Below are 24,950 nucleotides of genomic sequence, written 5' to 3' on the forward strand. Positions count from 1 at the left end.
CCGAGCCTAAGCGAGGTGCCGAGTGGTGGGGCAAGAGCGTTTTGCTTACTTTTGCGCTTTTCAAAAGTGAGCCGCCGTCAGGGCGGAACCCTAATCAGCCGTTACCGCAGAAACGGATATGTACTCGGTCTGATCCAAGATACTGGCCAGCCCTGAGGCCGCCATCGGGGGCAAGCCCCCTCCCACATTTGGGCCTCGGACATGACAAATCGGCCTACAGCGGCGGTGTCCGCGGCGGAATTACCCGTTTGTTACCAGTGGCCTCAAACGCCGCCGCAAAGCGCAACAGCGCCGAATCATCATAGGCCCGCCCGGCAAACGTCAGCCCGACCGGCATGCCAATGTCCGCCATCACCCCCATCGGGACGGTGACCGTAGGCACGCCGAGATGGCGAATGGCAAGGTTGCCATTGGCCACCCACACGCCATTGCTCCAGGCGATATCGGCAGAAGCTTCGTTGACATCCGCATCAGCGGGCCCAACATCAGCCACAGTCGGAAACAGCACCGCGTCGAGGCGCAGCGTGTCCATCCAGTCCTCCAGGTCCAGGCGACGGGTTTGCTCAAGACCGCGCAGGCCGTCGGGCAATGTGTCAATCTCGTTCCACGGCGTGATACCGCGCTGGGCCATGCGCACGTATTCGTCCATGCCGGCGGCCAGGTCGTCTTCGCGGTTGGGCAGGGTGCCGGGGTCGTGGGGGAAGATTTTCGGGCCATCGACATCCGCCAGGCGGTTCAAGGCCGGGTCGCCGTTGGCGCGCAGGAAATCATCAAAGGCCCAGGCCGACAGTTCCCACAACTCATCGTGCAGAAACTGCCGGGGCACCAGGCCACGGGTGAACACCGTCGGCGCGCCGGGGCGGTCGCCTTCGCAATTGGACACCAAGGGGAAATCCACCTCGATGACTTCCGCGCCGGCGGCTTCCAGAGCCTGGCGCGCGGCCTGCCACAGCTCGATCACCGAGGCGCGGGTGTGGATTTTCTGCCCGGTCGGCCCGCCGATCCCCGGTTTTTCGCTGGTGCCGGCCTCGGGGTCGGCGTTGATGTACATGCGCGGCACACCGAAGCGTTTGCAGGCGAGGGCCGCGCTGCCCTCTGCGAGTTCGGCATACGATGCCGGGCGTACCGAGCTGACGCTGGGAATCGGCACCCAGGGTTGCAGGCGCCACAGGTCGCCACGGGTGTCCGGGTCATCGGCGACCACCACGTCGAGCACTTCCAGCAGGTCCGCCATGGTGCGCGCATAGGGCACCACCACGTCCATGGTCGGGGTCAGCGGCCAGTTGCCGCGCACTGAAATCACCCCACGCGAAGGCGTGTACGCACACAAGCCGTTGTTGGAGGCCGGGCCGCGACCGCTCGACCAGGTTTCTTCGGCCAGGCCGAATGCGGCGAAGCTTGCCGCCGTCGCCGTGCCGGCGCCATTGGACGAACCCGAGGCGAACGGTGCCGTGAGGTAAGCGGCGTTGTACGGGCTTTCGGCACGGCCATAGACACCGCGCTGCATGCCGCCGTTGGCCATGGGCGGCATATTGGTCTTGCCCAGGCAGATGGCGCCGCCGGCGCGCAGGCGCTCAATGGTGAAGGCATCGCGCTGGGCGATCAGCTTGGCGAATGCCGGGCTGCCGGACGCGGCGGTGAGGCCCTTGACCAGGTAACTGTCCTTGGCGGTATAGGGAATGCCATCCAGCGGCCCCAGGGTCTGGCCTTGCGCCCGGCGTGCATCGGACGCTTGGGCTTCCTTCAAGGCGTCGGGATTGCGCACCACCACAGCATTCAGCGCGGTAGCGGTCTGCGGGCCGTCATAGGCTTCGATCCGCGCCAGGTAGGCGCGCACCAGTTCAACGGCTGTGGTGTGGCCGGATTCAAGCGCAGCGCGCAATTGGGCAATGGAGACTTCGGTAACTTGCATCAGGTTTTTTTCGCCGCCTTCGAATGGAGGTATGACGGCAGTCTACGTACAGATATTTACCAGTGCCAGCTTACTGCTAAGGTAAGCGGCCTGATCATCCACATTGCACTCCAAGGAGGAGAACATGCCTAAACCCTACATCGCCCTGGCCGCTTTGCTCGGCTTTTCGTTGTATACCGGGGCGACGATGCTGACGGCCGAGCAATCGCTCATTGCGTTCGGCCAGGAACTGATGTCGCGGCCGGACACCGCGCAAGTGGTGATCGACCTGTACCTGATGGCGATCCTGGCGTGTGTGTGGATGTACCGGGACGCGCGCGGGCGAGGGCGCTCCGTGGCGTCGTTGATCCCCTATTTCCTGTTGACGGCGGTCTTCGTGTCGGTGGGGCCGTTGTTGTATATCGTCGTCAACGGGTTTACGCGACGCACCTAGACGACACGTACCAATGTGGGAGAGGGCTTGCCCCCGATAGCGATGTGTCAGTCGGCATCTACTTGACTGAAACACCGCCATCGGGGGCAAGCCCCCTCCCACAGAGTCAGACGCCTTTGGTCGAAGGCAAAAAGATCGTCAGGATGCCCGCCAGCGGCAGGAACGAGCAGATTTTGTAGACGTATTCGATGCCATGGTGATCCGCGAGCAAGCCCAGCAATGCCGCGCCAATCCCGCTGAAACCGAACATCAGGCCGAAGAATATTCCGGCGATCATGCCGACATTGCCCGGCACCAGTTCCTGGGCGAACACCACGATGGCCGAGAACGCCGAGGCGATGATAAAGCCGATGACCACGCTGAGTACGGCGGTCCAGAACAGGTCCACGTAGGGCAGGGCGAGGGTGAACGGCGCGGCGCCGAGAATCGAGAACCAGATGACTTTCTTGCGGCCGATCCGGTCGCCGATCGGTCCGCCGGCGAAGGTGCCCACGGCCACCGCGCCGAGGAACAGGAACAGGTACATCTGGGAGCTGGCGACCGACAGCTGGAATTTTTCGATCAGGTAGAACGTGAAGTAGCTGGTCAGGCTGGTCATGTACCAATATTTGGAGAACACCAGCAGCGCCAGTACCACCAGGGCAAAGGTCACGCGGCCTTTGGACAAGCCGTGGGTCGCCTGGCCGCCTTGCTTGAGCTTGAACAGGTTGAGGTGGTGGCGGTACCAGCGGCTCAAGCCGTACAGCACCCCGATTGCGAACACCGCGAACAGGCCGAACCAGGCGATATGGGACTGGCCGTAGGGAATGATAATGGCCGCCGCCAGCAACGGGCCGAAGGCGCTGCCGGTGTTGCCGCCGACCTGGAAGGTCGATTGCGCCAAACCGTAGCGGCCGCCGGAGGCCAGGCGTGCCACGCGGGACGTTTCCGGATGAAACGTCGACGAGCCGACTCCCACCAACGCCGCCGCCAGCAGAATCGCGGGGAAGCTGCCGACGAATGCCAGCATCAGGATACCGATCAAGGTGCAGACCATGCCCGCCGGCAACAGCCAGGGCTTGGGGTGACGGTCGGTGTGGTAGCCGATCCACGGTTGCAGCAGGGAGGCGGTCAGTTGGAAGGTCAGGGTGATCAGGCCGACCTGGGTAAACGTCAGGCCATAGTTGGCTTTGAGCATCGGGTAGATCGACGGCAGCACGGCCTGGATCAAGTCATTGATCAGGTGCGCCAGGGCACAGGCGCCGAGCACGCGCATGACCAGCGGGCTTATCTGGGGCGTGGTGGTTGCAGCGGCGGGTGTCGCAGTGAGGGTCGACATTCAGGCATTCCATACAAGGCAGCTAACAAGGGCAGACAGTACGTGAGCCGACGGCCCATTTCTAATTGTTTCGGGCGCTATGCTAGAGTCGGCAAAAATGCCTGTCTCGCGAAATTCGGGCAGAAAACCTCGCAAAAAGGGCGAAATCATCAAATCCCTCGACAAATTCCTTCAGGAGATCGATGAAGGCGATTGGGCCGTCATCAGCTCGGCCACTGATTATCCGCAAAACTGGGTGATTCCCGAACACTGTCATAACAAGCATCAGTTGCTCTACGCCATCGAGGGCGTGATGGTGGTGCATTCGGCGCTGAACCAGTGGACGGTGCCCCCCAACCGTGGCTTCTGGATACCCTGCGGGCATGTGCATGCGCTGCGCTGCGTGGGCACGTTGAAAATGCGCAGTGTCTTCGTGCGCCCGGACAGCTTTCCCAACCTGCCGACCGAGCCGAAGGCGGTGACGGTGTCGCCGTTGCTGGGTGAATTGATCAAGGCCTCGGTCAGCTTGAAACCACCCTATGCCGAGAACTCGCGCGACGCCAGGATCATGCGCCTGATGCTCGATGAGCTGGCGATCCTGCCCGCACTGCCCTTATCCCTGCCGCAGCCCGCCGACCCGCGTATCAACCGCATCTGCCTGACCTTGCAGCAAGACCCAAGTGATGCGTCCACGGTCGCTGACTGGAGCGCGCGTTTGGACCTGGATCAAACCACCATCCAGCGCCTGTTCCGTCGCGAAACCGGCATGACCTTCGGCCAGTGGCGCCAACAGGCACGCTTGCTGCTGGCGCTGGAGCGCATCGCGGTGGGCGAGAAGATTATCGATGTGGCCCTGAAGCTTGGGTATGACAGCCCGAGCGCCTTTACCAGCATGTTCAAGAAACAGTTTGGCAAGACGCCGAGTCATTTCTTCAAGTAGCGTTGTTGACGACACGAGCATGCAGTGACCCACGAGATGCCAGGTAAGCCAGCCATGCGGCGCCCACCAGCAATCCCGCGCTCAGCTCAAAGGTCGCCCGGTAGCCGCTCAGGTCGAAGGCCGCGCCGCCGACCGTGGCGCCTGCGGCAATCGCCAGTTGAATAATGGCAACCATCAAGCCGCCGCCGGCCTCGGCGTCGTCAGGCAAGGTCTTCGACAACCACGTCCACCAGCCCACCGGGGCAGCGGTCGCCACCAGGCCCCAACTGCCCAGCAATACGGTGGTCATGCCCTTTGATTCGCCGAACTGCAGCAGTGCGAGCGCGATGCCTGCCATGATCAGCGGGACGGCCATCAGCGTCGGGTACAGGTTGTGCTTGAGCACGCGTTCAATCAGGAATGTCCCCGCCAGACCCGCGAGGCCGAGCACCAGCAGCATCAAGGACAGTGTGGATACCTCGACCCCGGTAACACTTTCCAGGAACGGCCGCAGATAGGTGAACAGCATGAACTGGCCCATGAAGAACACACTGATGGCCGCCATGCCCAGGGCCACTGCCGGGGTTTTCATCAGGCGCAGCACATTGCCGGCTTTTGCCTTGGCCCGGTTCTTCAGGGTGGGCAGGCTCGCCAGCAGCCAGACCAGTGCAATCACCGCCACCGGCACCACACAGAAAAACGCCCCGCGCCAGCCGATGATCCCGCCGAGAAAGCTGCCCAGCGGCGCCGCGATCACCGTGGCCAGCGCGTTGCCGCCGTTCACGATGGCCAAGGCGCGTGGCACCTGAGCCTCTGGCACCAGGCGCATCGCCGTGGCCGCCGACAGCGACCAGAAACCGCCAATCGCCACGCCAATCAACGCACGCCCAAGCATGAACACCCCGTAATTGGGGGCGAATGCCACCACGCTGCCCGAGATAATCATCAGCAGCGTCAGCGCCATCAGCAGGCGTTTGCGATCCACCCGCGCGGCAATCGAGGCGATCACCAGGCTGGTGAGCAGGGCAAACACGCCGGACACCGAAATGCCCTGGCCGGCCTGGCCTTGGGTGATATGCAAGTCAGCGGCCAGCGGGGTCAGCAGGCTTACCGGCATGAATTCGGAGGCGACCAGGGCGAATGCCGCCAGCGACATGGCCAGTACGGCGCCCCAGCGTTGGGGGTGAGGGGAGGCCGGGATCATTTCAAATGGCTCTGGAAGAAAGTGGCGAGTGTGGCGAATGGGATCAGGTCGACCCGGTCATAGAGATCGACGTGCCCCGCATTCGGGATGATCAGCAATTGCTTGGGCTCGGCAGCGCGCTCAAAGGCGTCTTCGCTGAATTCACGGGAATGCGCGTCGGCCCCGGCAATCAACAACAGTGGACGTGGCGAAATCGTCTCGATGTCATTGAATGGGTAGAAGTTCATGAACTTCACATTGCTGGTGAGCGTTGGCCGGGTAGTGGTCAGCTTCGATGCGCCCGTTGGAGTGACTTCGCCACGGGGTGTGCGGTAGAAATCGTAGAATTCATCGCCGACGGCGTCGCCGGTGAGACTCTGGGGCGTACCGCCGGTGTAAACGGTCTCGCCGCCCTGGAATTCGACATAGCGCTGGTTGGCCGCTTGGCGCAGGATTTGCCGGCGCTGCTCGCCGGTCATGCCGTGCTTGAGGCCATCGCGGTTGGCCGCGCCCATGTCATACATGCTGACCGTGGTAATCGCCTTGATGCGCGGATCGATCTTCGCCGCACTGATCACGAAGCTGGCGCTACCGCAGACGCCGATGGCACCGATGCGCTCACGATCGACCGAGGGGTGGGTGCCGAGAAAGTCCACGGCGGCGCTGAAGTCCTCGGTGTAAAGGTCGGGCAGCACCGCGTTGCGCGGGGTGCCGGCGCTTTCGCCCCAGAACGAGAGGTCCAGGGACAGCGTGACGAAGCCCCGTTCGGCCATTTTGGTGGCGTAGAGGTTAGCGCTTTGTTGCCTGACGGCGCCCATTGGATGACCGACGACAATGGCCGGGTTCTTTGAACCAGCAACCCGATTTTTTGGCGCAAACAACGTGCCCGCGACCTGCATCCCATATTGGTTATTGAAGGTGACGTTCTCGGCGGTCACCTTATCGCTTGTGTAGAAGTTATCAGCACCGTTGGACATATCGGCTCCTAGTGAGGACAGGGAGGTCACCAGCAAACCCAGAGCAAGCAGAAGGCGTTTCATCGGGAGGTTCCTTGCGAAGTGTCCGAGCATTTTCCCGGTGCCAGCAGAGCTTCTGTAGTGCATTTGAACGGATTACTTGCCTGATCCTCTGAGTTTCATGCTGTGGCGCAGACGTCGGTAGCCGGTGCGGGTACAGTCATGTCAAGAGATTCATTGATGCATTGGAAGGGCCCGCCATGACGATCAATCCACCGGCGCTGGACACGCTGATCCAGTCCGTTGACTCGCACATCCAGGCGCCAGGGGATTGCCCAATGCCGATACCCGGCCTGGGCTTCTATCGGCGTGAACAGCCGGCCGCACCGGTGGTGTGCATGGTCGAACCGAGCATCGTGCTGGTGGTGCAGGGCAAGAAACAGTTGTGGGTCGGCGGTGAGGGCTATCCCTACGACACGTCACGATTTCTGGTGACTTCGCTGGATATCCCGGCCAACTCCGAAGTGCTGGCCGCCAGCGTCGAGCAGCCGTGTCTGGGGCTGACGTTCAAACTCGACCTGCGCATGCTGGCCGAGCTGATCGCCCAGGGCGACCTGCCGCCCACGCGTGAGCGCGCGATGATGAAGGGCGTTGGCATCGGCTCGGTGACGGGTGGCATGCTGGCGGCCTTCGCGCGCCTGGTGGCGCTGCTCGATGAGCCCGAAGCGATAGCGGTATTGGCGCCGTTGATCCAGCGCGAGATTCACTACCGGTTATTGCAGAGCGACCAGGCCGGCCGGCTGCGCCAGATCTGCTCGGTGGATGGGCAGGGCTATCGGATCGCCAAGGCCATCGATTGGCTGAAACTGAATTTCGATAGCCCATTGCGTGTGGAAGAACTGGCGGCGCGCGTGCAAATGAGCGCGGCAACCTTTCATCATCACTTTCGGCAACTGACCTCGATGAGCCCGTTGCAGTATCAGAAATGGCTGCGCTTGAATGAGGCTCGACGCTTGATGTTGAACGAGCACCAGGACGTGTCCAGTGCCGCGTTCAAGGTTGGCTATGAAAGCCCGTCGCAGTTCAGCCGTGAGTACAGTCGGCTGTTTGGCGTGCCACCCAGGCGCGACATCGCTGCGCTGCGGGGCGGGGCAGGTGTCACTGATCGGCCGGGGCCAGGTTAGCGTAGAAGATGCAGCCGATCAGTCGGGCGAACAGGCTCAGGGTTTCCGGCAGGTTGGGATCGTCGAACAGCATGGCGCGTGAATCGAGCGCGCACAGCGCACCGAACAGGCGCCCGTCGGGCAGGAAAATCGGCGCGCCGGCATAGCTTTCGATGGCGTATTTCTTGACCACCGGACGCGACGCAAAGCGTCCGTCGACGCTGATCTGCGGCACGAACAGGGTTTGGGGATTGATGCAGAATTCACTGCACAGGGTGGTTTCCAGGTCAAGTACGTCGTCGACGTGGATGCCCATCTGCAGAGGGTCATAGGCCGAGCACACCACCCACTCCAGGTCGGTGAATTTGGCGATGCCGGCAAAGCGCATACCGGTCAGGCGGGTGACCAGCTTGAGAATATTGGTGCTCGCTTCGATTTCGGCGATGGCCGCGCGTTCGTCGGCGCTCAGGAGCGATTGTGCATAGGTGACGCTTGGAACCATGTGATCACTCCAATGTGCGTGGCCGCAGGCCGCGACCACGCACAGTCAGGTCTTAATTAATCCGTGGGTGCTGCTGCACCAGGTTTTCCCGCTTGGCCTGGAGGGCTGCAATTTCGGCATCGATGTCCTCGATCTTCTGCTCGATATTGTCATGATGCTCTTGCAGCAATTCCTTGGCCTCTTCCATATCCGACGCCGCCGGGGCCGCGCCGCGCAGGGGTTTATTGGCGGTTTCCTTCATGGTCAGGCCGGTAACCAGGCCTACCACGGCGAATACCATCAAGTAATAAGCCGGCATGTACAGGTCGTTGGTGCTTTCCACCAGCCACGCCACCGCGGTGGGCGTGACGCCGGCAATCAGTACCGAGACGTTGAACGCACTGGCCAATGCACTGTAGCGCAGATGTGTAGGAAACATAGCTGGCAGCGTGGAGGCCATTACGCCGATAAAGAAGTTCAGCACGATCGCCAGGATCAGCAGGCCGCTGAAGATCAGCCCGGTCTTGCCGCTGGTAATCAGCATGAACGCCGGAATCGACAGGCACAGCAGGCCGATGCTGCCGGCGATGATGAAGGGTTTGCGGCCGATCTTGTCGCTGACAAAACCGATGAACGGTTGTACGAACAGCATGCCGACCATGATCGCAATGATGATCAACACGCCGCTGTTTTCGGCGTAATGCAGGTTGTGCGACAGGTAGCTGGGCATGTACGTGAGCAGCATGTAGTAGGTCACGTTGGTGGCCGCAACGATACCGATGCAGGTCAGCAGGCTGCGCCAGTGCTTGGTGGCGATCTCTTTGAACGACACCTTGGGGCCATGGCTGAGGCCCTCGCGGTCACCCTGTTCGAGCTTGTCGACATGTTGCTGGAACGCCGGGGTCTCTTCCAGGGCGTGACGCAGGTACAGGCCGATGATGCCCAGCGGCAGGGCCAGGAAGAACGGCAGGCGCCAGCCCCAGGCCTCGAATTCCGCTTCACCGAGCACTGTGGAAATCAATACCACCACGCCCGCGCCCAGCACGAAGCCGGCAATCGAGCCGAAGTCCAACCAACTGCCCAGGAAGCCGCGTTTGCGGTCCGGGGCGTATTCGGCAACGAAAATCGACGCGCCGGTGTATTCGCCGCCTACCGAGAAGCCCTGGGCCATTTTGCACAGCAGCAACAGGATCGGCGCCCAGATACCAATGGACGCGTAGCCGGGAATCAGGCCGATGGCGAAGGTGCTCAGGGACATGATCACGATGGTGGCGGCAAGGACCTTCTGCCGCCCGTATTTGTCACCCAGGGCGCCAAAGAACAGGCCGCCCAGTGGACGGATCAGGAAGGGCACGGAGAAAGTGGCCAGTGCAGCGATCATTTGTACGCTGGGGGACGCGTCCGGGAAGAACACCTTGCCCAGCACATAGGCGACAAAACCATAGACGCCAAAGTCGAACCATTCCATGGCGTTGCCCAATGCGGCGGCGGTGATCGCCTTGCGCATCTTGTTGTCGTCGACGATGGTGATGTCGTTCAATCCGATCGGACTGACGCGTTTCTTACGTAATTTCATGCGGGCCACTCTAGAAGCTGAACGGGGAGGTGCCATCGCTGCGATGGCACCGCTCTGTCACTTCAGATACAAGCGGACACGAAATAATTCACCCATCGGCAGATTTTTTCTCACGGCCGGCGCGGCAAGCCTCAGCAACGCCGTGAAAATGTGCGCGCTGACGGGTGAATCGAGCGTCGCACAGCACCTGGCAAAGCCACCAATTTGACGTCAGAAAAATCAGCCCGCCGTCCGTAAGCAATTAATCGCCAGCCCTGAAATATTCTCGCTACAATCCGCCGCTTTGCCACCCGGCCCGGGCTGTCAAACCGCGAGATACCCCATGCTGACCGGTAGCTACACCACCTCCCTTGTCGTGATTTCCCTGTGCGTCGCCATCCTGGCGTCCTATACCGCGCTGGACCTGGCGGGGCGGATCGCGACCGCCAAGGGACGTACGGTTTATCTATGGATCACCGGCGGTGCCGTCGCGATGGGCGTCGGGGTGTGGTCGATGCACTTTATCGGCATGCTGGCCCTGCGCCTGCCGTTCGAAATGGGCTTCGACCTGGACATTACCGCGCTGTCGTTGCTGATTGCCGTGTTATCCAGCGGTTTTGCCTTATGGCTGGTCAGCCAGCCACGCCTGCCGGCCTGGCAACTGGCATTCGGCGCGTTGGTCATGGGCGCAGGCATCGCCAGCATGCACTACACCGGCATGGCCGCGATGCGCATGACGCCGGGCATCGATTACGACCCGGCGTTGTTCGGCGCCTCGTTGTTGATCGCGGTGGTGGCTTCCGGCGCGGCGCTGTGGATCGCCTTCAACCTGCGCCGCAATACACCCTATGTACGCTTGGCACGCGGGGGCGCGGCGGTGGTGATGGGCGTGGCCATCGTCGGCATGCATTACACCGGCATGGCCGCCGCGCGTTTTGCCGGCGACAGCTTTTGCGCCGCCGCACAGACCGGCTTGAGCGGCAAGGGCCTGGATAACCTGGTGCTGGTGACCTCATTGGCGGTGCTGGTCATCGCCCTGTTGACCTCGCTGCTCGACGCGCGGCTGCAAGCGCGCACCGCCGTGCTGGCTGACTCCCTGACCCTGGCCAACCAGGAGCTGACCCACCTGGCCCTGCACGACATGCTCACCGGCCTGCCCAATCGCACGCTGCTGTCAGACCGGATTCAACAAGGTATCCAGGCGGTGAAGGAGCAGGGCGGTTGCTTTGCGCTGATGTTTATCGACCTGGACGGCTTCAAGCCGGTCAACGACGCCTTTGGTCACCACATGGGCGACCAGTTGCTGCGCGAAGTCGGCCTGCGCCTGCGCGAGGACCTGCGCAGCCAGGACACGTTGGCGCGCATCGGCGGTGACGAGTTTGTATTAATGGTGCACCTGACCCAGCCGGACGATGCCATGGGCCTGGCCGAACGCCAGGTCAGCCTGGTCAATCGCGCCTTCACGGTCGCCGAACACGAGCTGAAAATCTCCGCCAGCATCGGCATCGCCCTGTTCCCGGGCAACGGGACCAACCCCCAGGAGCTGTTGATGAATGCCGATGCGGCGATGTACCACGCCAAGGGCATGGGCAAGAACGGCTACCGGTTCTTCGATGTGTCGATGAACACCAACGCGCGCAAACAGCTGCAGTTATTGCAGGACCTGCGCAACGCCCTCGACGACGCGCAATTTCGTTTGCACTACCAGCCCAAGTTCGACGCGCTCAGCGGGGTTGCGGTGGGGGCAGAGGCGCTACTGCGCTGGCAGCATCCACAGCACGGCGTGTTGCTGCCGGCCACATTCATTGAGCTGGCGGAAAAAACCGGGCTGATCATTCCCATCGGCGAGTGGGTACTCAATGAAGCCTGTCGCCAGATGAGCCTGTGGTACGCCCAGGGTTATGAAAGTTGGCGCATTGCGGTGAACCTGTCGGCGCTGCAGTTCTGCCACCCCGGGCTGGTCGCCAGCGTGGCCGCGGCTCTGGAGCGGCACCAACTGCCGGCCAACCGCCTGACCCTGGAGATCACCGAAACCACCGCCATGAGCGATGCCGACGCGAGCATGACCGTATTGCAGCAGCTCTCGGACATGGGCGTCGACCTGTCCATCGATGACTTCGGCACCGGCTATTCCAGCCTGATGTACCTCAAGCGCCTGCCGGCCAATGAACTGAAGATCGACCGGGGTTTCGTGCGCGACCTGGAGCACGACAGCGACGACGCCGCCATCGTCTCAGCCATCGTTGCGCTGGGCCAGGCCCTGGGTTTGCGGATCGTCGCCGAAGGCGTGGAGACCGAGGCGCAGCAGCGCTTCCTGACCCGCCTGGGCTGTAACTCGCTGCAAGGCTATCTGCTGGGCCATCCACTGCCGGCCGACGGGTTCATGGCCGATATCCAGCGCACCCGGGAAGCGCCGGCGCCAGACGCATGACGGCGATGCTCGCGGCGGCGACCTGCTGACCCTCAAAACGAGCGCACAATCCGCCCCAGCGTCTCCATCGCCTTCTCCGACACATCGGTCCACGGGCTGCCGTAGTTCAAGCGGATGCAGTTGCGAAAGCGCCGGGTCGCCGAAAAGATCGGGCCCGGTGCGATGCTGATGCCTTGCGCCAGGGCCATCTGGAACAGCTTCAATGAATCGGTTTGCTCCGGCAGTTCCAGCCACAGGAAATACCCGCCGGCCGGTTGGCTGACGCGGGTCTGCGCCGGGAAGTAACGGGCGATGGCGGCAAGCATCGCGCTTTGCTGTTCTTCCAGGGCGTAGCGCAGTTTGCGCAGGTGCCGGTCGTAGCCGCCGTGTTGCAGGTAGTCGGCAATCGCGGCCTGGGCCGGCATCGACGGGCACAGCGATGTCATCAGTTTCAGGCGCTCGACCTTCTGCGCGAAGCGGCCGGCCGCCACCCAGCCTACGCGGTACCCTGGCGCCAGGCTTTTGGCAAAGGAGCCGCAGTGCATCACCAACCCCTCGGTGTCGAAGGCCTTGGCTGGTTTCGGCGCGTGTTGCCCGTAATACAACTCGGCATACACATCGTCTTCGATCAGCGGTACCTGATGGCTGCGCAGCAGCGCTACCAGCGCCTGTTTTTTTTCTTCCGGCACCGTCGCGCCCATCGGGTTCTGGAAGCTGGTCATGGTCCAGCAGGCCTTGATCGGGTAACGCGCAAGGCTTTGCGCCAGGGCGTTGAGGTCGATGCCGTCGCGCGGGTGCACGGGGATTTCCACGGCTTTTAGTTTCAAGCGCTCGAGCACTTGCAGGCAGGCATAAAACGCCGGGGCTTCGATTGCTACCAGGTCGCCGGGCTCGGTCACCGCTTGCAGGCACAGGTTCAGCGCTTCGAGGGCGCCATTGGTGATCAGCAGTTCTTCCATGGGCAGCATCAGGCCGCCGACCATGTAGCGCAGCGCAATCTGACGGCGCAGTTGCGGGTTGCCGGGGGACATGTCGGTGACCACCAGGCGTGGGTCCATCGCGCGGCTGGCACTGGCCAGGGAGCGGGCCAGGCGCTGCAGCGGGAACAGCATGGGGCTGGGGAAGGCCGAACCGAAGGGCACGGTGTTGGGGTCCTTGATCGAATCGAGCACCGAAAACACCAGCTCACTCACATCGACTTCGGTGGACTCGTGCACCTGCTCGCTCACCACCGGCTCGGAAAACGGGCTGGGCGCGTGGGTATTGACGAAGTAGCCGGAGCGCGGCCGCGCGCGGATCAGGCCGCGCCGCTCCAGCAGGTAGTAGGCCTGGAAGACCGTGGACGGGCTGACGCCGTAGGTCTGGCTGGCGTAACGCACCGACGGCACGCGCTGGCCGGGGCCGAGGACGCCGGAGCGGATCAGTTCTGCGATGTCATCGGCGAATTTTTCGTAGCGTTTCATGGGGGGCCTTGAACAGTTTCATTTGTGGGAGGGGGCTTGCCCCCGATTGCGGTGTATCAGCCACCGAATAACCAACTGAGCCACCGCCATCGGGGGCAAGCCCCCTCCCACATTGGATCTCTATACATTGGAGTTTTATGCATTCAAGGGGATTATCAGCGGTTCAGTGGCGCGACAAAGCGGCTGTCGGCAGCGCTGTAAATCCACGGTTCATCCACATCCGTCACCTTGAAACGCAGCGTCTGTGAACTGCTCGCCGGTGTGTCCGCCAGCAGCGTCACTGAGACCGGTACATCCACGATTTCCCCCGGCGCCAGGCTGATTCGAGTCTTGCCCTGCAACTGGAAGCCCTCGGCGTCCACCAGCTCCACACGATAGTCCTGATGCTGCTGAGTCTTGTTGATGACCTTGAGGCTGTAGATGTTTTCGATCAAGCCCTGGCTGTTCTCGCGGAACAGGCCGCGGTCCTTGGTCACGTCCAGCGACACCATCGGCCGTTCCACCAAAGCCACCGCCAACGCGGCAAGCATGACCAGCAGCACGGCACTGTAGCCGATCAGGCGCGGCCTTAGCAGTCGGGTCTTGCCACCTTGCAATTGATGTTCGCTGGTATAGCTCACCAGGCCACGGGCATAACCCATTTTGTCCATGATGGAATCGCAGGCGTCGATGCACGCCGCGCAACCGATGCATGCCATTTGCAGACCGTCGCGGATATCGATGCCGGTGGGGCACACCTGCACGCACAGCTGGCAGTCGATGCAGTCGCCGAGGCCGACATCCGCCGATTTGACTTCGCGTTTACGCGGTCCACGGCGTTCGCCACGGGCGGCGTCATAGGCAATGGCCAGGGTATCCTTATCGAACATCACGCTCTGGAAGCGCGCGTACGGGCACATGTGCATGCACACCGCTTCGCGCAGCCACCCGGCGTTGAGGTAGGTGGCCGCGGTAAAGAACAGCATCCAGAACAGACTGACGCCGCCCAGTTGCCAGGTCAGCAGCTGCGCAGCCAACGGACGGATGGGCGTGAAATAGCCGACAAAGGTCAGCCCGGTCAGCACGCTGATGCCCAGCCACAGCGTGTGTTTGGCCGAACGCCGTGCCAGCTTGTCAAGGCTCCAGGGTGCGGCGTGCAGCTTGATGCGTTGGTTGCGCTCGCCTTCGGTGATTTTTTCGCACCACATGAACAGCCAGGTGAACACGCTTTGCGGGCAGGTGTAGCCACACCACACACGGCCGGCAAACACGGTGATCGCAAACAGGCCAAAGGCGCAGATGATCAACAGGGCCGAGAGCAGAATGAAATCCTGGGGCCAGAACGTTGCGCCGAAGATATGGAATTTGCTCTCGGCCAGATCCCACAGCACCGCCTGACGTGCGCCCCAGTTCAGCCACACGGTGCCGAAAAAGGCCAGGAACAACAACGCGCCGCCGCTCATGCGCAAGGTGCGGTAGAGGCCGGTGAAGCTGCGGGTGTGGATCAGGTTGTCGCGGGATGCGGCCTTCACCTTCTTTGGGTGAATGGGCACAAAAGTTTCCACGGTGGGGATTCGTTCGCTCATGGTCGTTCGCTCATCAGCCTCCATCAGGCGGATGAACTATGGGCGGCGCGCTGTTTGCGTAACAGACTCAGGTTGGCGGTTAAAAAGCGGATCAGATGGCAATCCGCGCCTTGATGCGAGACCCTGTAGGAGCGAGCTTGCTCGCGAAAAACCCACAGGCACCGCGGTCTTGCAGGAAGCACGCGTAATCGTTGAGGTTTTTCGCGAGCAAGCTCGCTCCTACAGAGGCATCGATTAAATGACCGAACCCGGTTCGTCGGCCTTCACATGCTGGCGTCCGTCATGGGCACCCGCGACGGTCAGTGCATCGGCCTCGGCTTCGGTGATGTAGATGCGTTCAGCCGCCAGTTCCACGTACGACATGGATTTTTCGCTATCGGTCACGATATTGACGCGGGTCGCAGGCACGCTTTGTTCCTGGCCATTGTCATTTAGCGTGAAATAACACAGATGGTTGTCGATACGGATAGGCATACCGGTCTCCTTTTCATGGGCTCTGATCATTTAGGAGCCAATAAGCAGTGCCGGTTCCACGCAACTGACTGACGGTCGCCGCTGTCCATCTTCTATCAATAATCACAAAAAGGATGGCATTGATGCACGCTTGGCTACATGAAGCATGGCTAACCCTGCAGGCTGAGTTTGCCGATATCGGCGACGCCCGGCAGGTCACCCAGATTACCGTGCGCCTGCTGATGGCCGCGATCCTCGGCGGCATCCTGGGGTTTGAACGCGAGAGCAAGGGCAAGGCCGCCGGCGTGCGTACCCACATGCTGGTGGCGCTGGGGGCTGCACTGTTTGTGATGGTGCCGCAGATGTCCGGCAATCAGGCCGATGCCATGAGCCGGGTGGTGCAGGGCGTGATTGCCGGGATCGGCTTCCTCGGGGCCGGCACTATTATCAAGGGCAAGGATGAGGACGCCGGCCACGTCAAAGGTCTGACCACCGCCGCCGGGCTGTGGATGACCGCTGCGATTGGGGTCTCGGCCGGTTTGGGTCGGGAATCGACAGCGGTCCTGAGTACGTTGCTGGCCTTGGTGGTGTTCAGCGTGATGCCGAAAATCGTCAAGCGTTTCGAGAAGGACTGACGATAACCGGCGGCATGGTGGTTGGCGGTTCCTGCACCGGTGGCGGTTCGTTCTCCGGCGGTTCCTGTTCCGGAACCGGTGCAGGCTCGGTGGGTGGCAGGGTCGGGTTGTCGATATTCGGGTCGGGCGTCTCTGCCGGGATCGGGATAGTCATGGGTGTGGCCTCCTTTGTGCTTTGCTCTATCGGTGGACAGCCACGGGAGGGAATTGATTCCCCGCCCGGTGGCGACATATCCGCCTGAACTTTTGCCCGCACCCCGGGCTCGGACCTAATACGGGCCTGCTCAGGGAGTGCGCCGCCATGTTACGAATTCGGATCAAGCACAGAGCGTCCACTGGGCGTAAGGGGAATATGCTCGATGACTGCTGAAACACTGGTTCCAGAACATTCCTTATTGCCGTTGTCCCAGGCACTGCTGTTACCCAGAATCGCCATTGAAAGCACCATGCCGGTGATTGACGGCGGCGAATTTGCCGTCAAGGCGGTGGTGGGCCAGCAGGTCAATGTCACCAGTAAAGTGTTCGCCGATGGTCATGACAAGCTGGCGGTGTTGGTGCGCTGGCGCCCGCTGGGGCAGGAAAACTGGCACAGCGTGGTCATGAATGATGTGGGCAACAACGGCTGGGAAGGTGCGTTTACCGTCACCACCCAGGGGCCCCATGAATTCTGCATTGAAGCCTGGATCGATACCTTCGCCAGCTTCTGCTATGAACTGCGTAAAAAGCATGAAGCCGGAGTGCCGGTCAGCCTGGAGCTGCAGGAAGGCCGCAGCCTGGTGTTGCAGGCCGCCGAGCGCAGTGACAACGAACTGCGCGACCGCTTGATGCTGCTGCACCACGAACTCTCCGGCCTGCTGGAAACCGAGCAGGTCGCGCAGTTCCTGCACGAAGACAGTGCACACCTGATGACCCAGGCCGACCACCGTGCCTATTTGAGCATCAGCACGGTGTACCCGATCGACGTGGAGCGCGAGCGTGCCCAGTTCGCCAGCTGGTACGAGCTGTTTCCCCGCTCGATTACCGATGATCCGGCCCGTCATGGCACCTTTAACGATGTGCATTCACGCCTGTCGATGATCCACGACATGGGGTTTGACGTGCTGTATTTCCCGCCGATCCATCCCATCGGCCGCAGCCATCGCAAGGGCAAGAACAACTCCCTGACCGCCGGTCCCGACGATCCCGGCAGCCCTTACGCAATCGGCAGCGAGGAGGGCGGACACGAAGCGATTCACCCGCAACTGGGTAGCCGCGAGGATTTCCGCCGCCTGGTCAAGGCCGCCGCCGACCACGGCCTGGAAATCGCCCTGGATTTCGCCATCCAGTGCTCCCAAGACCACCCGTGGCTCAAAGAGCATCCGGGCTGGTTCAACTGGCGCCCGGACGGCACGATCAAATACGCGGAAAATCCACCGAAAAAGTACCAGGACATCGTCAACGTCGACTTCTATGCGGCGGACGCCATCCCCGGCCTGTGGACCGAACTGCGTGACATCGTGGTGGGCTGGGTGGAAGAGGGCGTGAAGACCTTTCGCGTGGACAACCCGCACACCAAGCCGCTGCCGTTCTGGCAATGGTTGATCAGCGACGTGCGCAGCAAATACCCGGAAGTGATCTTCCTCGCCGAAGCCTTTACCACCCCGGCCATGATGGCGCGCCTGGGCAAGGTCGGTTATTCCCAGAGCTACACCTATTTCACCTGGCGCAATACCAAGGCCGAACTGAGTGAGTATTTCACCCAGTTGAACCAGTCGCCATGGCGCGAGTGCTACCGCCCGAACTTCTTCGTCAATACGCCGGACATCAACCCAGGCTTTCTGCATGAGTGCGGCCGGGCGGGCTTTCTGATCCGCGCCGCGCTGGCCACCATGGGCTCGGGCTTGTGGGGCATGTACTCCGGGTTTGAACTGTGCGAGTCCGCACCGGTGCCGGGCAAGGAGGAATACCTGGACTCGGAGAAATACGAGATCCGCCCGCGCGACTTCACCGCACCCGGCAACATCATTGCCGAGATCGCCCAGCTCAACCGCATCCGCCGCCAGAACCCGGCGTTGCAGACGCACCTGGGGCTCAAGCTCTACAACGCCTGGAACGACAACATCTTGTACTTCGGTAAGCGCAGCGAGGACGGCAGCAATTTCGTGCTGGTGGCCGTCAACCTCGACCCGCACAACGCCCAGGAAGCGCACTTCGAGCTGCCGCTGTGGGAGATGGGCCTGCCGGACGATGCCCAGACCCAGGGTGAAGACTTGATGAACGGCCATCGCTGGACCTGGTATGGCAAGACTCAATGGACCCGACTGGACCCGCAAATGCCGTTCGGAATCTGGCGCATCACTGCTCAATAGACGAGTGGAGAACAGAGTGTGGGAGGGGGCTTGCCCCCTCCCACATTGATGGCATTTGCGTCTGCAGCATTTCAGGAGTTTCAAATGGCGAAGAAACCCAAGGCAGCCACCTTTATCAAAGACCCGCTCTGGTACAAGGACGCGGTGATCTATCAGGTGCACGTCAAATCCTATTTCGACTCCAACAACGATGGCATTGGTGACTTTCCCGGGCTGATCGCCAAGCTCGACTACATTGCCGACCTTGGCATCAACACCATTTGGCTGCTGCCGTTCTACCCCTCGCCGCGCCGCGATGACGGCTACGACATCGCCGAATACCGTGGCGTGCACAGCGACTACGGGACCATGGCCGACGCCAAACGCTTTATCGCCGAGGCCCATAAACGCGGGCTGCGGGTGATTACCGAACTGGTGATCAACCACACCTCCGACCAGCACCCCTGGTTCCAGCGGGCGCGCAAGGCCAAGCCGGGCTCGGCGGCGCGGGACTTCTACGTCTGGTCCGATGACGAGCAGAAATACGACGGTACGCGGATCATTTTCCTCGACACCGAGAAGTCCAACTGGACCTGGGACCCGGTGGCCGGCCAGTACTTCTGGCACCGTTTCTATTCGCACCAGCCGGACCTGAACTTCGACAACCCGCAGGTCATGAAAGCGGTGCTGTCGGTGATGCGCTACTGGCTCGACCTGGGCATCGACGGCCTGCGCCTCGACGCGATTCCCTACCTGATCGAGCGTGACGGCACCAACAACGAGAACCTGCCCGAGACCCACGGGGTGCTCAAGCAGATCCGCGCCGAAATAGACGCCAATTACCCTGATCGCATGCTGCTGGCCGAGGCCAACCAATGGCCCGAGGACACGCAACTCTACTTCGGTGACCGCAAGGGCGACGACGGCGATGAATGCCATATGGCCTTCCACTTCCCGTTGATGCCGCGCATGTACATGGCCCTGGCCCAGGAAGATCGTTTCCCCATCACCGACATCCTGCGCCAGACCCCGGAGATTCCGGCCAATTGCCAGTGGGCGATCTTCCTGCGCAATCATGATGAATTGACCCTGGAAATGGTCACCGACAAAGAGCGCGACTACCTGTGGAACTACTACGCCGCAGATCGCCGCGCGCGCATCAACCTGGGCATTCGCCGACGCCTGGCACCCCTGGTGGAGCGTGACCGGCGCCGCGTGGAACTGCTCAACAGCCTGTTGCTGTCGATGCCCGGCACGCCGACCCTCTACTACGGCGACGAAATCGGCATGGGCGACAACATTTACCTGGGCGACCGCGATGGCGTACGTACGCCAATGCAATGGTCCATCGACCGCAATGGCGGCTTTTCCCGCGCCGACCCGGCCAGCCTGGTATTGCCGCCGATCATGGACGCGCAGTACGGCTACCAGTCGGTCAACGTCGAAACCCAGGCCCAGGACCCGCATTCATTGCTGAACTGGACGCGGCGCATGCTGGCGGTGCGCAAGCAGTCCAAGGCGTTCGGTCGCGGCAGCCTGAAAATGCTCTCGCCGAGCAACCGCCGCATTCTGGCGTATACCCGTGAATACACCGGGGAGGACGGCCGCAGCGAAATCATCCTGTGCGTGGCCAACGTCTCGCGCAGCGCCCAGGCGGCGGAACTGGACCTGTCGGCATTCGCCGGGATGGTGCCGGTGGAGATGCTGGGCGGTAACGCCTTCCCGCCCATCGGCCAGCTGAATTTCCTGCTGACCCTGGCGCCCTATGGCTTTTATTGGTTCGTGCTGGCGGCGGAAAACCAGATGCCCAGCTGGCATGTGGAACCGGCCCAGAGCATTCCCGACTTCACGACATTGGTGTTGAAAAAACGTATGGAAGAGTTGCTCGAAGAACCCGGTCGCACCACCCTGGAACACACCTCGTTGCCGGCCTGGCTGCCCAAGCGCCGCTGGTTCGCCGGCAAGGACGCCACCATCGACAGCGTGCATATTGCCTATGGCGTGCGCTTCGGCGATGCGCAGCATCCGGTGCTGCTCAGCGAAATCGACGTCACCAGCGCGGGGCAGACCAGCCGCTATCAATTGCCGTTCGGTTTCCTCGGCGAAGACCAGCTCACCAGTGCCTTGCCGCAGCAATTGGCATTGGCGCGGGTACGGCGCAGCCGCCAGGTGGGGCTGGTCACCGATGCGTTCAGCCTCGAGCATTTTATTCGCAGTGTGATTCAAGGCATGCAGGCCGCTACCGTGCTCAATTGCAGCGAGGGTGACCTGCGCTTCGAGGCGACCCCGCACCTGGCCGCCTTGCAACTGACGGACGAATCAGCGGTGCGCTACCTGTCTGCCGAGCAGTCCAACAGTTCGGTGGTGGTCGGCGAGAGCCTGGTGCTCAAGTTGATCCGCAAAGTCAGTGCCGGGGTCCACCCGGAACTGGAGATGAGCGCCTACCTGACCGAAGCCGCCTACCCGAACATTTCGCCGCTGATGGGCTCGATGAGCCGGCGCGACGCACAGGGCGAGGACAGCCTGCTGATGATTGCCCAGGGCTATCTGAGCAACCAGGGCGATGCCTGGAGCTGGACCCAGAACAACCTCGAGCGGGCTATTCGCGACGAGTTGGCCGAAGCGATGTCCGAACAGGAGCAGCACTACAACGCCCTCGGCGAGCTGGCGGACTTCGCCGGCCTGCTCGGTCAGCGCCTGGGTGAAATGCACGTGGTGTTGGGCGCGCCCACCCAGAACAAGGACTTCAAGCCCGAAGTCACCTCGGCCAGGGACACCCAGGCCTGGTCCAAGGACGTAGGCGCGCAGATCGAACGTGCCTTGCACTTGCTCAAACTAAATCAAAGCCAGTTGAACCCCGCCGATCAGGCGCTGGTCAGTGAATTACTGGCGCAGAAAAAAGCCATCGGCAGCCACGTCCAGGCATTGGCGAAGGCCACGCTGGGCGGATTGCGGATTCGCGTCCACGGTGACTTGCACCTGGGCCAGGTATTGGTCGTCAAGGGCGACGCCTATTTGATCGACTTTGAAGGCGAGCCGGCGCGACCGCTGCATGAACGGCGAGGCAAACACAGCCCGTACAAGGATGTCAGCGGGGTGTTGCGCTCCTTTGATTACGCAGCGGCGATGGCCCTGAATGTGCAGGGGGTTGATCATTCGCCGGAGGCGGACGCCGCGCGTCGGCGTGTGACCGAGCGTTACCTGAGTGAAGCCCGCCAGGCATTTACCCAGGCTTATCAGGCAGCGACGGCTACACTGGCGCATGACTGGCAGGATGCCAATGGCCAGGACGCCGCGCTGACCTTGTTCAGCCTGGAGAAGGCCGCGTACGAAGTGGCCTACGAAGCGGAAAATCGCCCGAGCTGGTTGCCGGTGCCCTTGCAAGGGTTGCACGGTTTGCTCAGCGGGCTTACACCTGAATCGAAAACTGCACGCGGTGGGGAGACGTCATGAGTTTTACGCATAAAGAACCGCTGCAGCCCAAGTTGACTGCAATGCCGGCATCCAGGGACGTCGAAGCGCTGGTGCGCGCCGAGCACCCTGATCCATTCTCGATCCTTGGGCCGCACGATGATGAGCAGGGCGGGCAGTTTATCCGTGCGTTCCTGCCTGAAGCCCTGAGTGTCCAGGTCCTGGCGCGTGACGGCGGTGAGCCGATCGGCAGCCTCGACGCGACCCAGGTGCCGGGGCTGTTCGTCGGGCACTTCGGCACGCGCCAGGATTACCTGCTGAAGATCCAGTGGGCCGGCGGCGAGCAGATCACCGAAGACCCGTACAGCTTCAGCCAACTGCTGCTCGGTGAAATGGACCTGTACCTGTTTGCCGAAGGCAACCATCGTGACCTGGGCAATTGCCTGGGCGCCCAGGTCACCACGGTGGACGGCGTGCAGGGTGTACGGTTTGCCGTGTGGGCACCGAATGCCCGACGCGTTTCGGTGGTCGGCGATTTCAACGTCTGGGACGGTCGCCGTCACCCGATGCGCCTGCGCCATCCTTCGGGCGTGTGGGAAATCTTCGTCCCGCGCCTGCAACCGGGCGCGGCCTACAAATATGAAATTCTTGGCGCCCACGGCATCCTGCCGCTCAAGGCCGACCCCATGGCCCTGGCCACCCAACTGCCGCCGGATACCGCCTCGAAAGTCGCTGCGCCGTTGCAAGTGCAGTGGCAGGACCATGAGTGGATGCAGGCGCGTGGCGACAAACAGAAATCCACCGCGCCGCTGTCGATCTATGAGTTGCACGTCGGGTCCTGGCAGTGCGAGCTGGACGAAGCGGGCGAAGTGTCACGCCAATACGGCTGGCGCGAACTGGCCGAGCGGCTGATCCCCTATGTGGAGCAACTGGGCTTCACGCACATCGAACTGATGCCGATCATGGAGCATCCATTTGGCGGTTCCTGGGGTTATCAGGCCTTGTCCCAGTTCGCGCCGAGCGCACGCTTCGGCTCGCCGGAAGATTTCGCCTACTTCGTAGACGCCTGCCACCAGGCGGACATTGGCGTGATCCTCGACTGGGTGCCGGCGCATTTTCCTACCGACACCCACGGCCTGGCGCAATTCGACGGCACTGCGCTGTACGAATACGCCAACCCGCTGGAGGGTTTCCACCAGGATTGGGACACGCTGATCTACAACCTGGGCCGCACCGAGGTGCACGGTTTCATGCTGGCGTCGGCGTTGCACTGGCTCAAGCATTTCCATATCGACGGCCTTCGCGTGGATGCGGTGGCCTCGATGCTGTATCGCGACTATTCGCGCAAGGCCGGTGAGTGGGTGCCCAACCGCCACGGCGGCCGGGAGAACCTGGAAGCCATCGATTTCCTGCGCCATCTGAACGACGTGGTCGCGCTGGAAGCGCCGGGTGCGCTGGTGATTGCCGAGGAATCCACTGCGTGGCCAGGCGTGAGTCAAAGCACCCAGCAAGGGGGCCTGGGCTTCAATTACAAATGGAACATGGGCTGGATGCACGACTCGCTGCATTACATCCAGCAAGACCCGGTCTACCGCGCCCATCATCACAACGAACTGAGTTTCGGCCTGGTGTATGCCTGGTCCGAGCGCTTTATCCTGCCGATTTCCCATGATGAGGTGGTGCACGGCAAGCACTCGCTGATCGACAAGATGCCCGGCGACCGCTGGCAGAAATTTGCCAACCTGCGCGCCTACTTGAGTTTCATGTGGATGCATCCGGGCAAGAAGCTCTTGTTCATGGGCTGCGAATTCGGCCAGTGGCGCGAGTGGAATCACGACCAGCAACTGGACTGGTACCTGCTGCAATACCCGGAACACCGTGGCGTGCAAAAACTGGTGGGCGATCTGAACCGCCTGTATCGCGAGGAACCGGCGCTGCACGAGCAGGACGACGCGCCCCAGGGCTTCCAGTGGCTGATCGGTGACGACGCCATCAACAGCGTCTACGCCTGGCTGCGCTGGAGTAAAGACGGCAAGCCGGTGCTGGTGGTCGCCAACTTCACGCCGGTGCCGCGTGAGGCCTACGCCGTCGGCGTGCCGTTTGCCGGGCGCTGGAGCGAAGTGATCAACAGTGATGCCGATATGTACGCCGGGTCCAACTACGGTAATGGCGGTGCGGTGCAGACCGTGGATGAACCTCGCCACGGTCAGCCGGTGTCGCTGTCGTTGAACCTGCCGCCCCTGGGCGTGCTGATTCTGCGGCCACAAGAGCCATAGGTATCCAAACAAGGCTGCGGCGCCAAACGTAACCACGATGCGAAGCGAGGCGCTGTTGATCTTAGGCGCCCCGTTAAACCACGCTGGCCGAACGCAGGCTTGAATCCGTTGGCAACCCGGCAGGACGCCGAGTTAGCCGCACTGGGCAAGGGATGACCCATTGCGGCGGCCCGGAGGACGCCATCGGGGGCAAGCCCCCTCCCACATGTGGACCGGAGTCGACACAAAATACCGGTCGGCTCTAAGGCCGCCGCGCTTTTGATCTTGATCTCAGGCGCCCCGTTAAACCACGCTGGCCGAACGGAGGTTTGAATCCGTGGGCAACCCGGCAGGACGCCGGGTTAGCCGCACTGGGCAAGGGATGACCCATTGCGGCGGCCCGGAGGACGCCATCGGGGGCAAGCCCCCTCCCACATTTGGACCGGAGTCGACACAAAATACCGGTCGGCTCTAAGGCCGCCGCGCTTTTGATCTTGATCTCAGGCGCCCCGTTAAACCACGCTGGCCGAAC

General features: G+C 62.0%; 18 protein-coding genes. 8 read left to right on the top strand and 10 right to left on the bottom strand.

Going from position 1 to position 24,950, the window contains the following annotated elements:
• Positions 1-214: 214 nt before the first annotated feature.
• Positions 215-1,915, bottom strand: coding sequence for an amidase (locus tag BFP93_RS25680; RefSeq protein ID WP_065895417.1), 1,701 nt, complete (start codon positions 1,913-1,915; stop codon positions 215-217).
• A 121-nt stretch (positions 1,916-2,036) separates the two neighbouring features.
• Between BFP93_RS25680 and BFP93_RS25685 the strand changes: the two genes are divergently transcribed.
• A complete protein-coding gene (locus BFP93_RS25685) occupies positions 2,037-2,345 on the top strand; it encodes a DUF2834 domain-containing protein (protein WP_065895418.1) in 309 nt (102 codons plus the stop codon).
• Positions 2,346-2,451: 106 nt separating this feature from the next.
• On the opposite strand, the gene BFP93_RS25690 is transcribed toward BFP93_RS25685, so the two are convergent.
• Complete coding sequence (locus tag BFP93_RS25690) at positions 2,452-3,663, bottom strand: MFS transporter (RefSeq protein WP_065885307.1); 1,212 nt, start codon at positions 3,661-3,663, stop codon at positions 2,452-2,454.
• Between the two features lie 97 nt (positions 3,664-3,760).
• On the opposite strand from BFP93_RS25690, the gene BFP93_RS25695 reads away from it, so the two are divergent.
• Positions 3,761-4,582 (top strand): AraC family transcriptional regulator, encoded by an 822-nt coding sequence (locus BFP93_RS25695; protein WP_065895419.1) that lies wholly within the window; start codon positions 3,761-3,763, stop codon positions 4,580-4,582.
• Here the strand turns inward: BFP93_RS25695 and BFP93_RS25700 are convergent.
• Complete coding sequence (locus tag BFP93_RS25700; protein WP_065895420.1) at positions 4,575-5,765, bottom strand: MFS transporter; 1,191 nt, start codon at positions 5,763-5,765, stop codon at positions 4,575-4,577. The genes BFP93_RS25695 and BFP93_RS25700 overlap by 8 nt on opposite strands.
• On the bottom strand, positions 5,762-6,784 hold the full coding sequence (locus BFP93_RS25705) for an alpha/beta hydrolase (protein WP_065895421.1): 1,023 nt from the start codon (positions 6,782-6,784) through the stop codon (positions 5,762-5,764). The genes BFP93_RS25700 and BFP93_RS25705 overlap by 4 nt, the downstream gene beginning before the upstream one ends.
• A gap of 176 nt (positions 6,785-6,960) precedes the next feature.
• Here BFP93_RS25705 and BFP93_RS25710 point away from each other — a divergent pair, with 176 nt between their 5' ends.
• Positions 6,961-7,884 (top strand): AraC family transcriptional regulator, encoded by a 924-nt coding sequence (locus tag BFP93_RS25710; protein WP_065895422.1) that lies wholly within the window; start codon positions 6,961-6,963, stop codon positions 7,882-7,884.
• On the opposite strand, the gene BFP93_RS25715 is transcribed toward BFP93_RS25710, so the two are convergent.
• Positions 7,859-8,365, bottom strand: coding sequence for a GAF domain-containing protein (locus BFP93_RS25715; protein ID WP_065885309.1), 507 nt, complete (start codon positions 8,363-8,365; stop codon positions 7,859-7,861). The genes BFP93_RS25710 and BFP93_RS25715 overlap by 26 nt on opposite strands.
• Before the next feature lie 52 nt (positions 8,366-8,417).
• The gene (gene proP, locus BFP93_RS25720) at positions 8,418-9,920 is read right to left on the bottom strand and encodes a glycine betaine/L-proline transporter ProP (protein WP_065885310.1); all 1,503 of its coding nucleotides are present in this window, start codon (positions 9,918-9,920) and stop codon (positions 8,418-8,420) included.
• A 322-nt stretch (positions 9,921-10,242) separates the two neighbouring features.
• On the opposite strand from proP, the gene BFP93_RS25725 reads away from it, so the two are divergent.
• Positions 10,243-12,330, top strand: a complete 2,088-nt coding sequence (locus BFP93_RS25725; RefSeq protein ID WP_065895423.1) for a putative bifunctional diguanylate cyclase/phosphodiesterase — start codon at positions 10,243-10,245, stop codon at positions 12,328-12,330.
• Between the two features lie 32 nt (positions 12,331-12,362).
• Here BFP93_RS25725 and mapR read toward each other — a convergent pair whose 3' ends face one another.
• The 3 genes from mapR to BFP93_RS25740 all read right to left on the bottom strand — a co-directional run bounded on the left by mapR (position 12,363) and on the right by BFP93_RS25740 (position 15,811).
• The gene (mapR, locus tag BFP93_RS25730) at positions 12,363-13,772 is read right to left on the bottom strand and encodes a GntR family transcriptional regulator MpaR (RefSeq protein ID WP_065895424.1); all 1,410 of its coding nucleotides are present in this window, start codon (positions 13,770-13,772) and stop codon (positions 12,363-12,365) included.
• A gap of 155 nt (positions 13,773-13,927) precedes the next feature.
• Complete coding sequence (gene ccoG, locus BFP93_RS25735) at positions 13,928-15,337, bottom strand: cytochrome c oxidase accessory protein CcoG (RefSeq protein WP_065895425.1); 1,410 nt, start codon at positions 15,335-15,337, stop codon at positions 13,928-13,930.
• A gap of 234 nt (positions 15,338-15,571) precedes the next feature.
• Positions 15,572-15,811, bottom strand: a complete 240-nt coding sequence (locus tag BFP93_RS25740) for a DUF3203 family protein (protein WP_065885315.1) — start codon at positions 15,809-15,811, stop codon at positions 15,572-15,574.
• 122 nt (positions 15,812-15,933) lie between these two features.
• Here BFP93_RS25740 and BFP93_RS25745 point away from each other — a divergent pair, with 122 nt between their 5' ends.
• Positions 15,934-16,425, top strand: a complete 492-nt coding sequence (locus tag BFP93_RS25745) for an MgtC/SapB family protein (RefSeq protein ID WP_065895426.1) — start codon at positions 15,934-15,936, stop codon at positions 16,423-16,425.
• Here the strand turns inward: BFP93_RS25745 and BFP93_RS28965 are convergent.
• A complete protein-coding gene (locus tag BFP93_RS28965; RefSeq protein WP_163003436.1) occupies positions 16,403-16,579 on the bottom strand; it encodes a hypothetical protein in 177 nt (58 codons plus the stop codon). The two genes, BFP93_RS25745 and BFP93_RS28965, sit on opposite strands and share 23 nt — an antisense overlap.
• 205 nt (positions 16,580-16,784) lie before the next feature.
• Here BFP93_RS28965 and BFP93_RS25750 point away from each other — a divergent pair, with 205 nt between their 5' ends.
• The 3 genes from BFP93_RS25750 (at position 16,785) to glgB (ending at position 24,439) form a co-directional block, all read left to right on the top strand.
• Positions 16,785-18,773 carry an alpha-1,4-glucan--maltose-1-phosphate maltosyltransferase gene (locus BFP93_RS25750; protein WP_065895427.1) on the top strand — a complete coding sequence of 663 codons (1,989 nt, stop codon included), beginning with the start codon at positions 16,785-16,787 and terminating at the stop codon, positions 18,771-18,773.
• Between the two features lie 84 nt (positions 18,774-18,857).
• A complete protein-coding gene (treS, locus tag BFP93_RS25755) occupies positions 18,858-22,205 on the top strand; it encodes a maltose alpha-D-glucosyltransferase (RefSeq protein WP_065895428.1) in 3,348 nt (1,115 codons plus the stop codon).
• Entirely contained in the window at positions 22,202-24,439 is a 2,238-nt protein-coding gene (gene glgB / locus BFP93_RS25760) for a 1,4-alpha-glucan branching protein GlgB (RefSeq protein ID WP_065895429.1), read from the top strand. The genes treS and glgB overlap by 4 nt, the downstream gene beginning before the upstream one ends.
• Positions 24,440-24,950 lie beyond the last annotated feature (511 nt).

Origin of the sequence: Pseudomonas sp. 44 R 15, assembly GCF_900004965.1 — a bacterium.
Lineage (GTDB): Bacteria > Pseudomonadota > Gammaproteobacteria > Pseudomonadales > Pseudomonadaceae > Aquipseudomonas > Aquipseudomonas orientalis_A.

Coding starts and splice junctions, on each gene's coding strand:
- BFP93_RS25685 (WP_065895418.1), top strand. CDS start 2,037: ATGCCTAAACCCTACATCGCCCTGGCCGCTTTGCTCGGCTTTTCGTTG.
- BFP93_RS25690 (WP_065885307.1), bottom strand. CDS start 3,663: ATGTCGACCCTCACTGCGACACCCGCCGCTGCAACCACCACGCCCCAG.
- BFP93_RS25695 (WP_065895419.1), top strand. CDS start 3,761: ATGCCTGTCTCGCGAAATTCGGGCAGAAAACCTCGCAAAAAGGGCGAA.
- BFP93_RS25700 (WP_065895420.1), bottom strand. CDS start 5,765: ATGATCCCGGCCTCCCCTCACCCCCAACGCTGGGGCGCCGTACTGGCC.
- BFP93_RS25705 (WP_065895421.1), bottom strand. CDS start 6,784: ATGAAACGCCTTCTGCTTGCTCTGGGTTTGCTGGTGACCTCCCTGTCC.
- BFP93_RS25710 (WP_065895422.1), top strand. CDS start 6,961: ATGACGATCAATCCACCGGCGCTGGACACGCTGATCCAGTCCGTTGAC.
- BFP93_RS25715 (WP_065885309.1), bottom strand. CDS start 8,365: ATGGTTCCAAGCGTCACCTATGCACAATCGCTCCTGAGCGCCGACGAA.
- proP (WP_065885310.1), bottom strand. CDS start 9,920: ATGAAATTACGTAAGAAACGCGTCAGTCCGATCGGATTGAACGACATC.
- BFP93_RS25725 (WP_065895423.1), top strand. CDS start 10,243: ATGCTGACCGGTAGCTACACCACCTCCCTTGTCGTGATTTCCCTGTGC.
- mapR (WP_065895424.1), bottom strand. CDS start 13,772: ATGAAACGCTACGAAAAATTCGCCGATGACATCGCAGAACTGATCCGC.
- ccoG (WP_065895425.1), bottom strand. CDS start 15,337: ATGAGCGAACGAATCCCCACCGTGGAAACTTTTGTGCCCATTCACCCA.
- BFP93_RS25740 (WP_065885315.1), bottom strand. CDS start 15,811: ATGCCTATCCGTATCGACAACCATCTGTGTTATTTCACGCTAAATGAC.
- BFP93_RS25745 (WP_065895426.1), top strand. CDS start 15,934: ATGCACGCTTGGCTACATGAAGCATGGCTAACCCTGCAGGCTGAGTTT.
- BFP93_RS28965 (WP_163003436.1), bottom strand. CDS start 16,579: ATGACTATCCCGATCCCGGCAGAGACGCCCGACCCGAATATCGACAAC.
- BFP93_RS25750 (WP_065895427.1), top strand. CDS start 16,785: ATGACTGCTGAAACACTGGTTCCAGAACATTCCTTATTGCCGTTGTCC.
- treS (WP_065895428.1), top strand. CDS start 18,858: ATGGCGAAGAAACCCAAGGCAGCCACCTTTATCAAAGACCCGCTCTGG.
- glgB (WP_065895429.1), top strand. CDS start 22,202: ATGAGTTTTACGCATAAAGAACCGCTGCAGCCCAAGTTGACTGCAATG.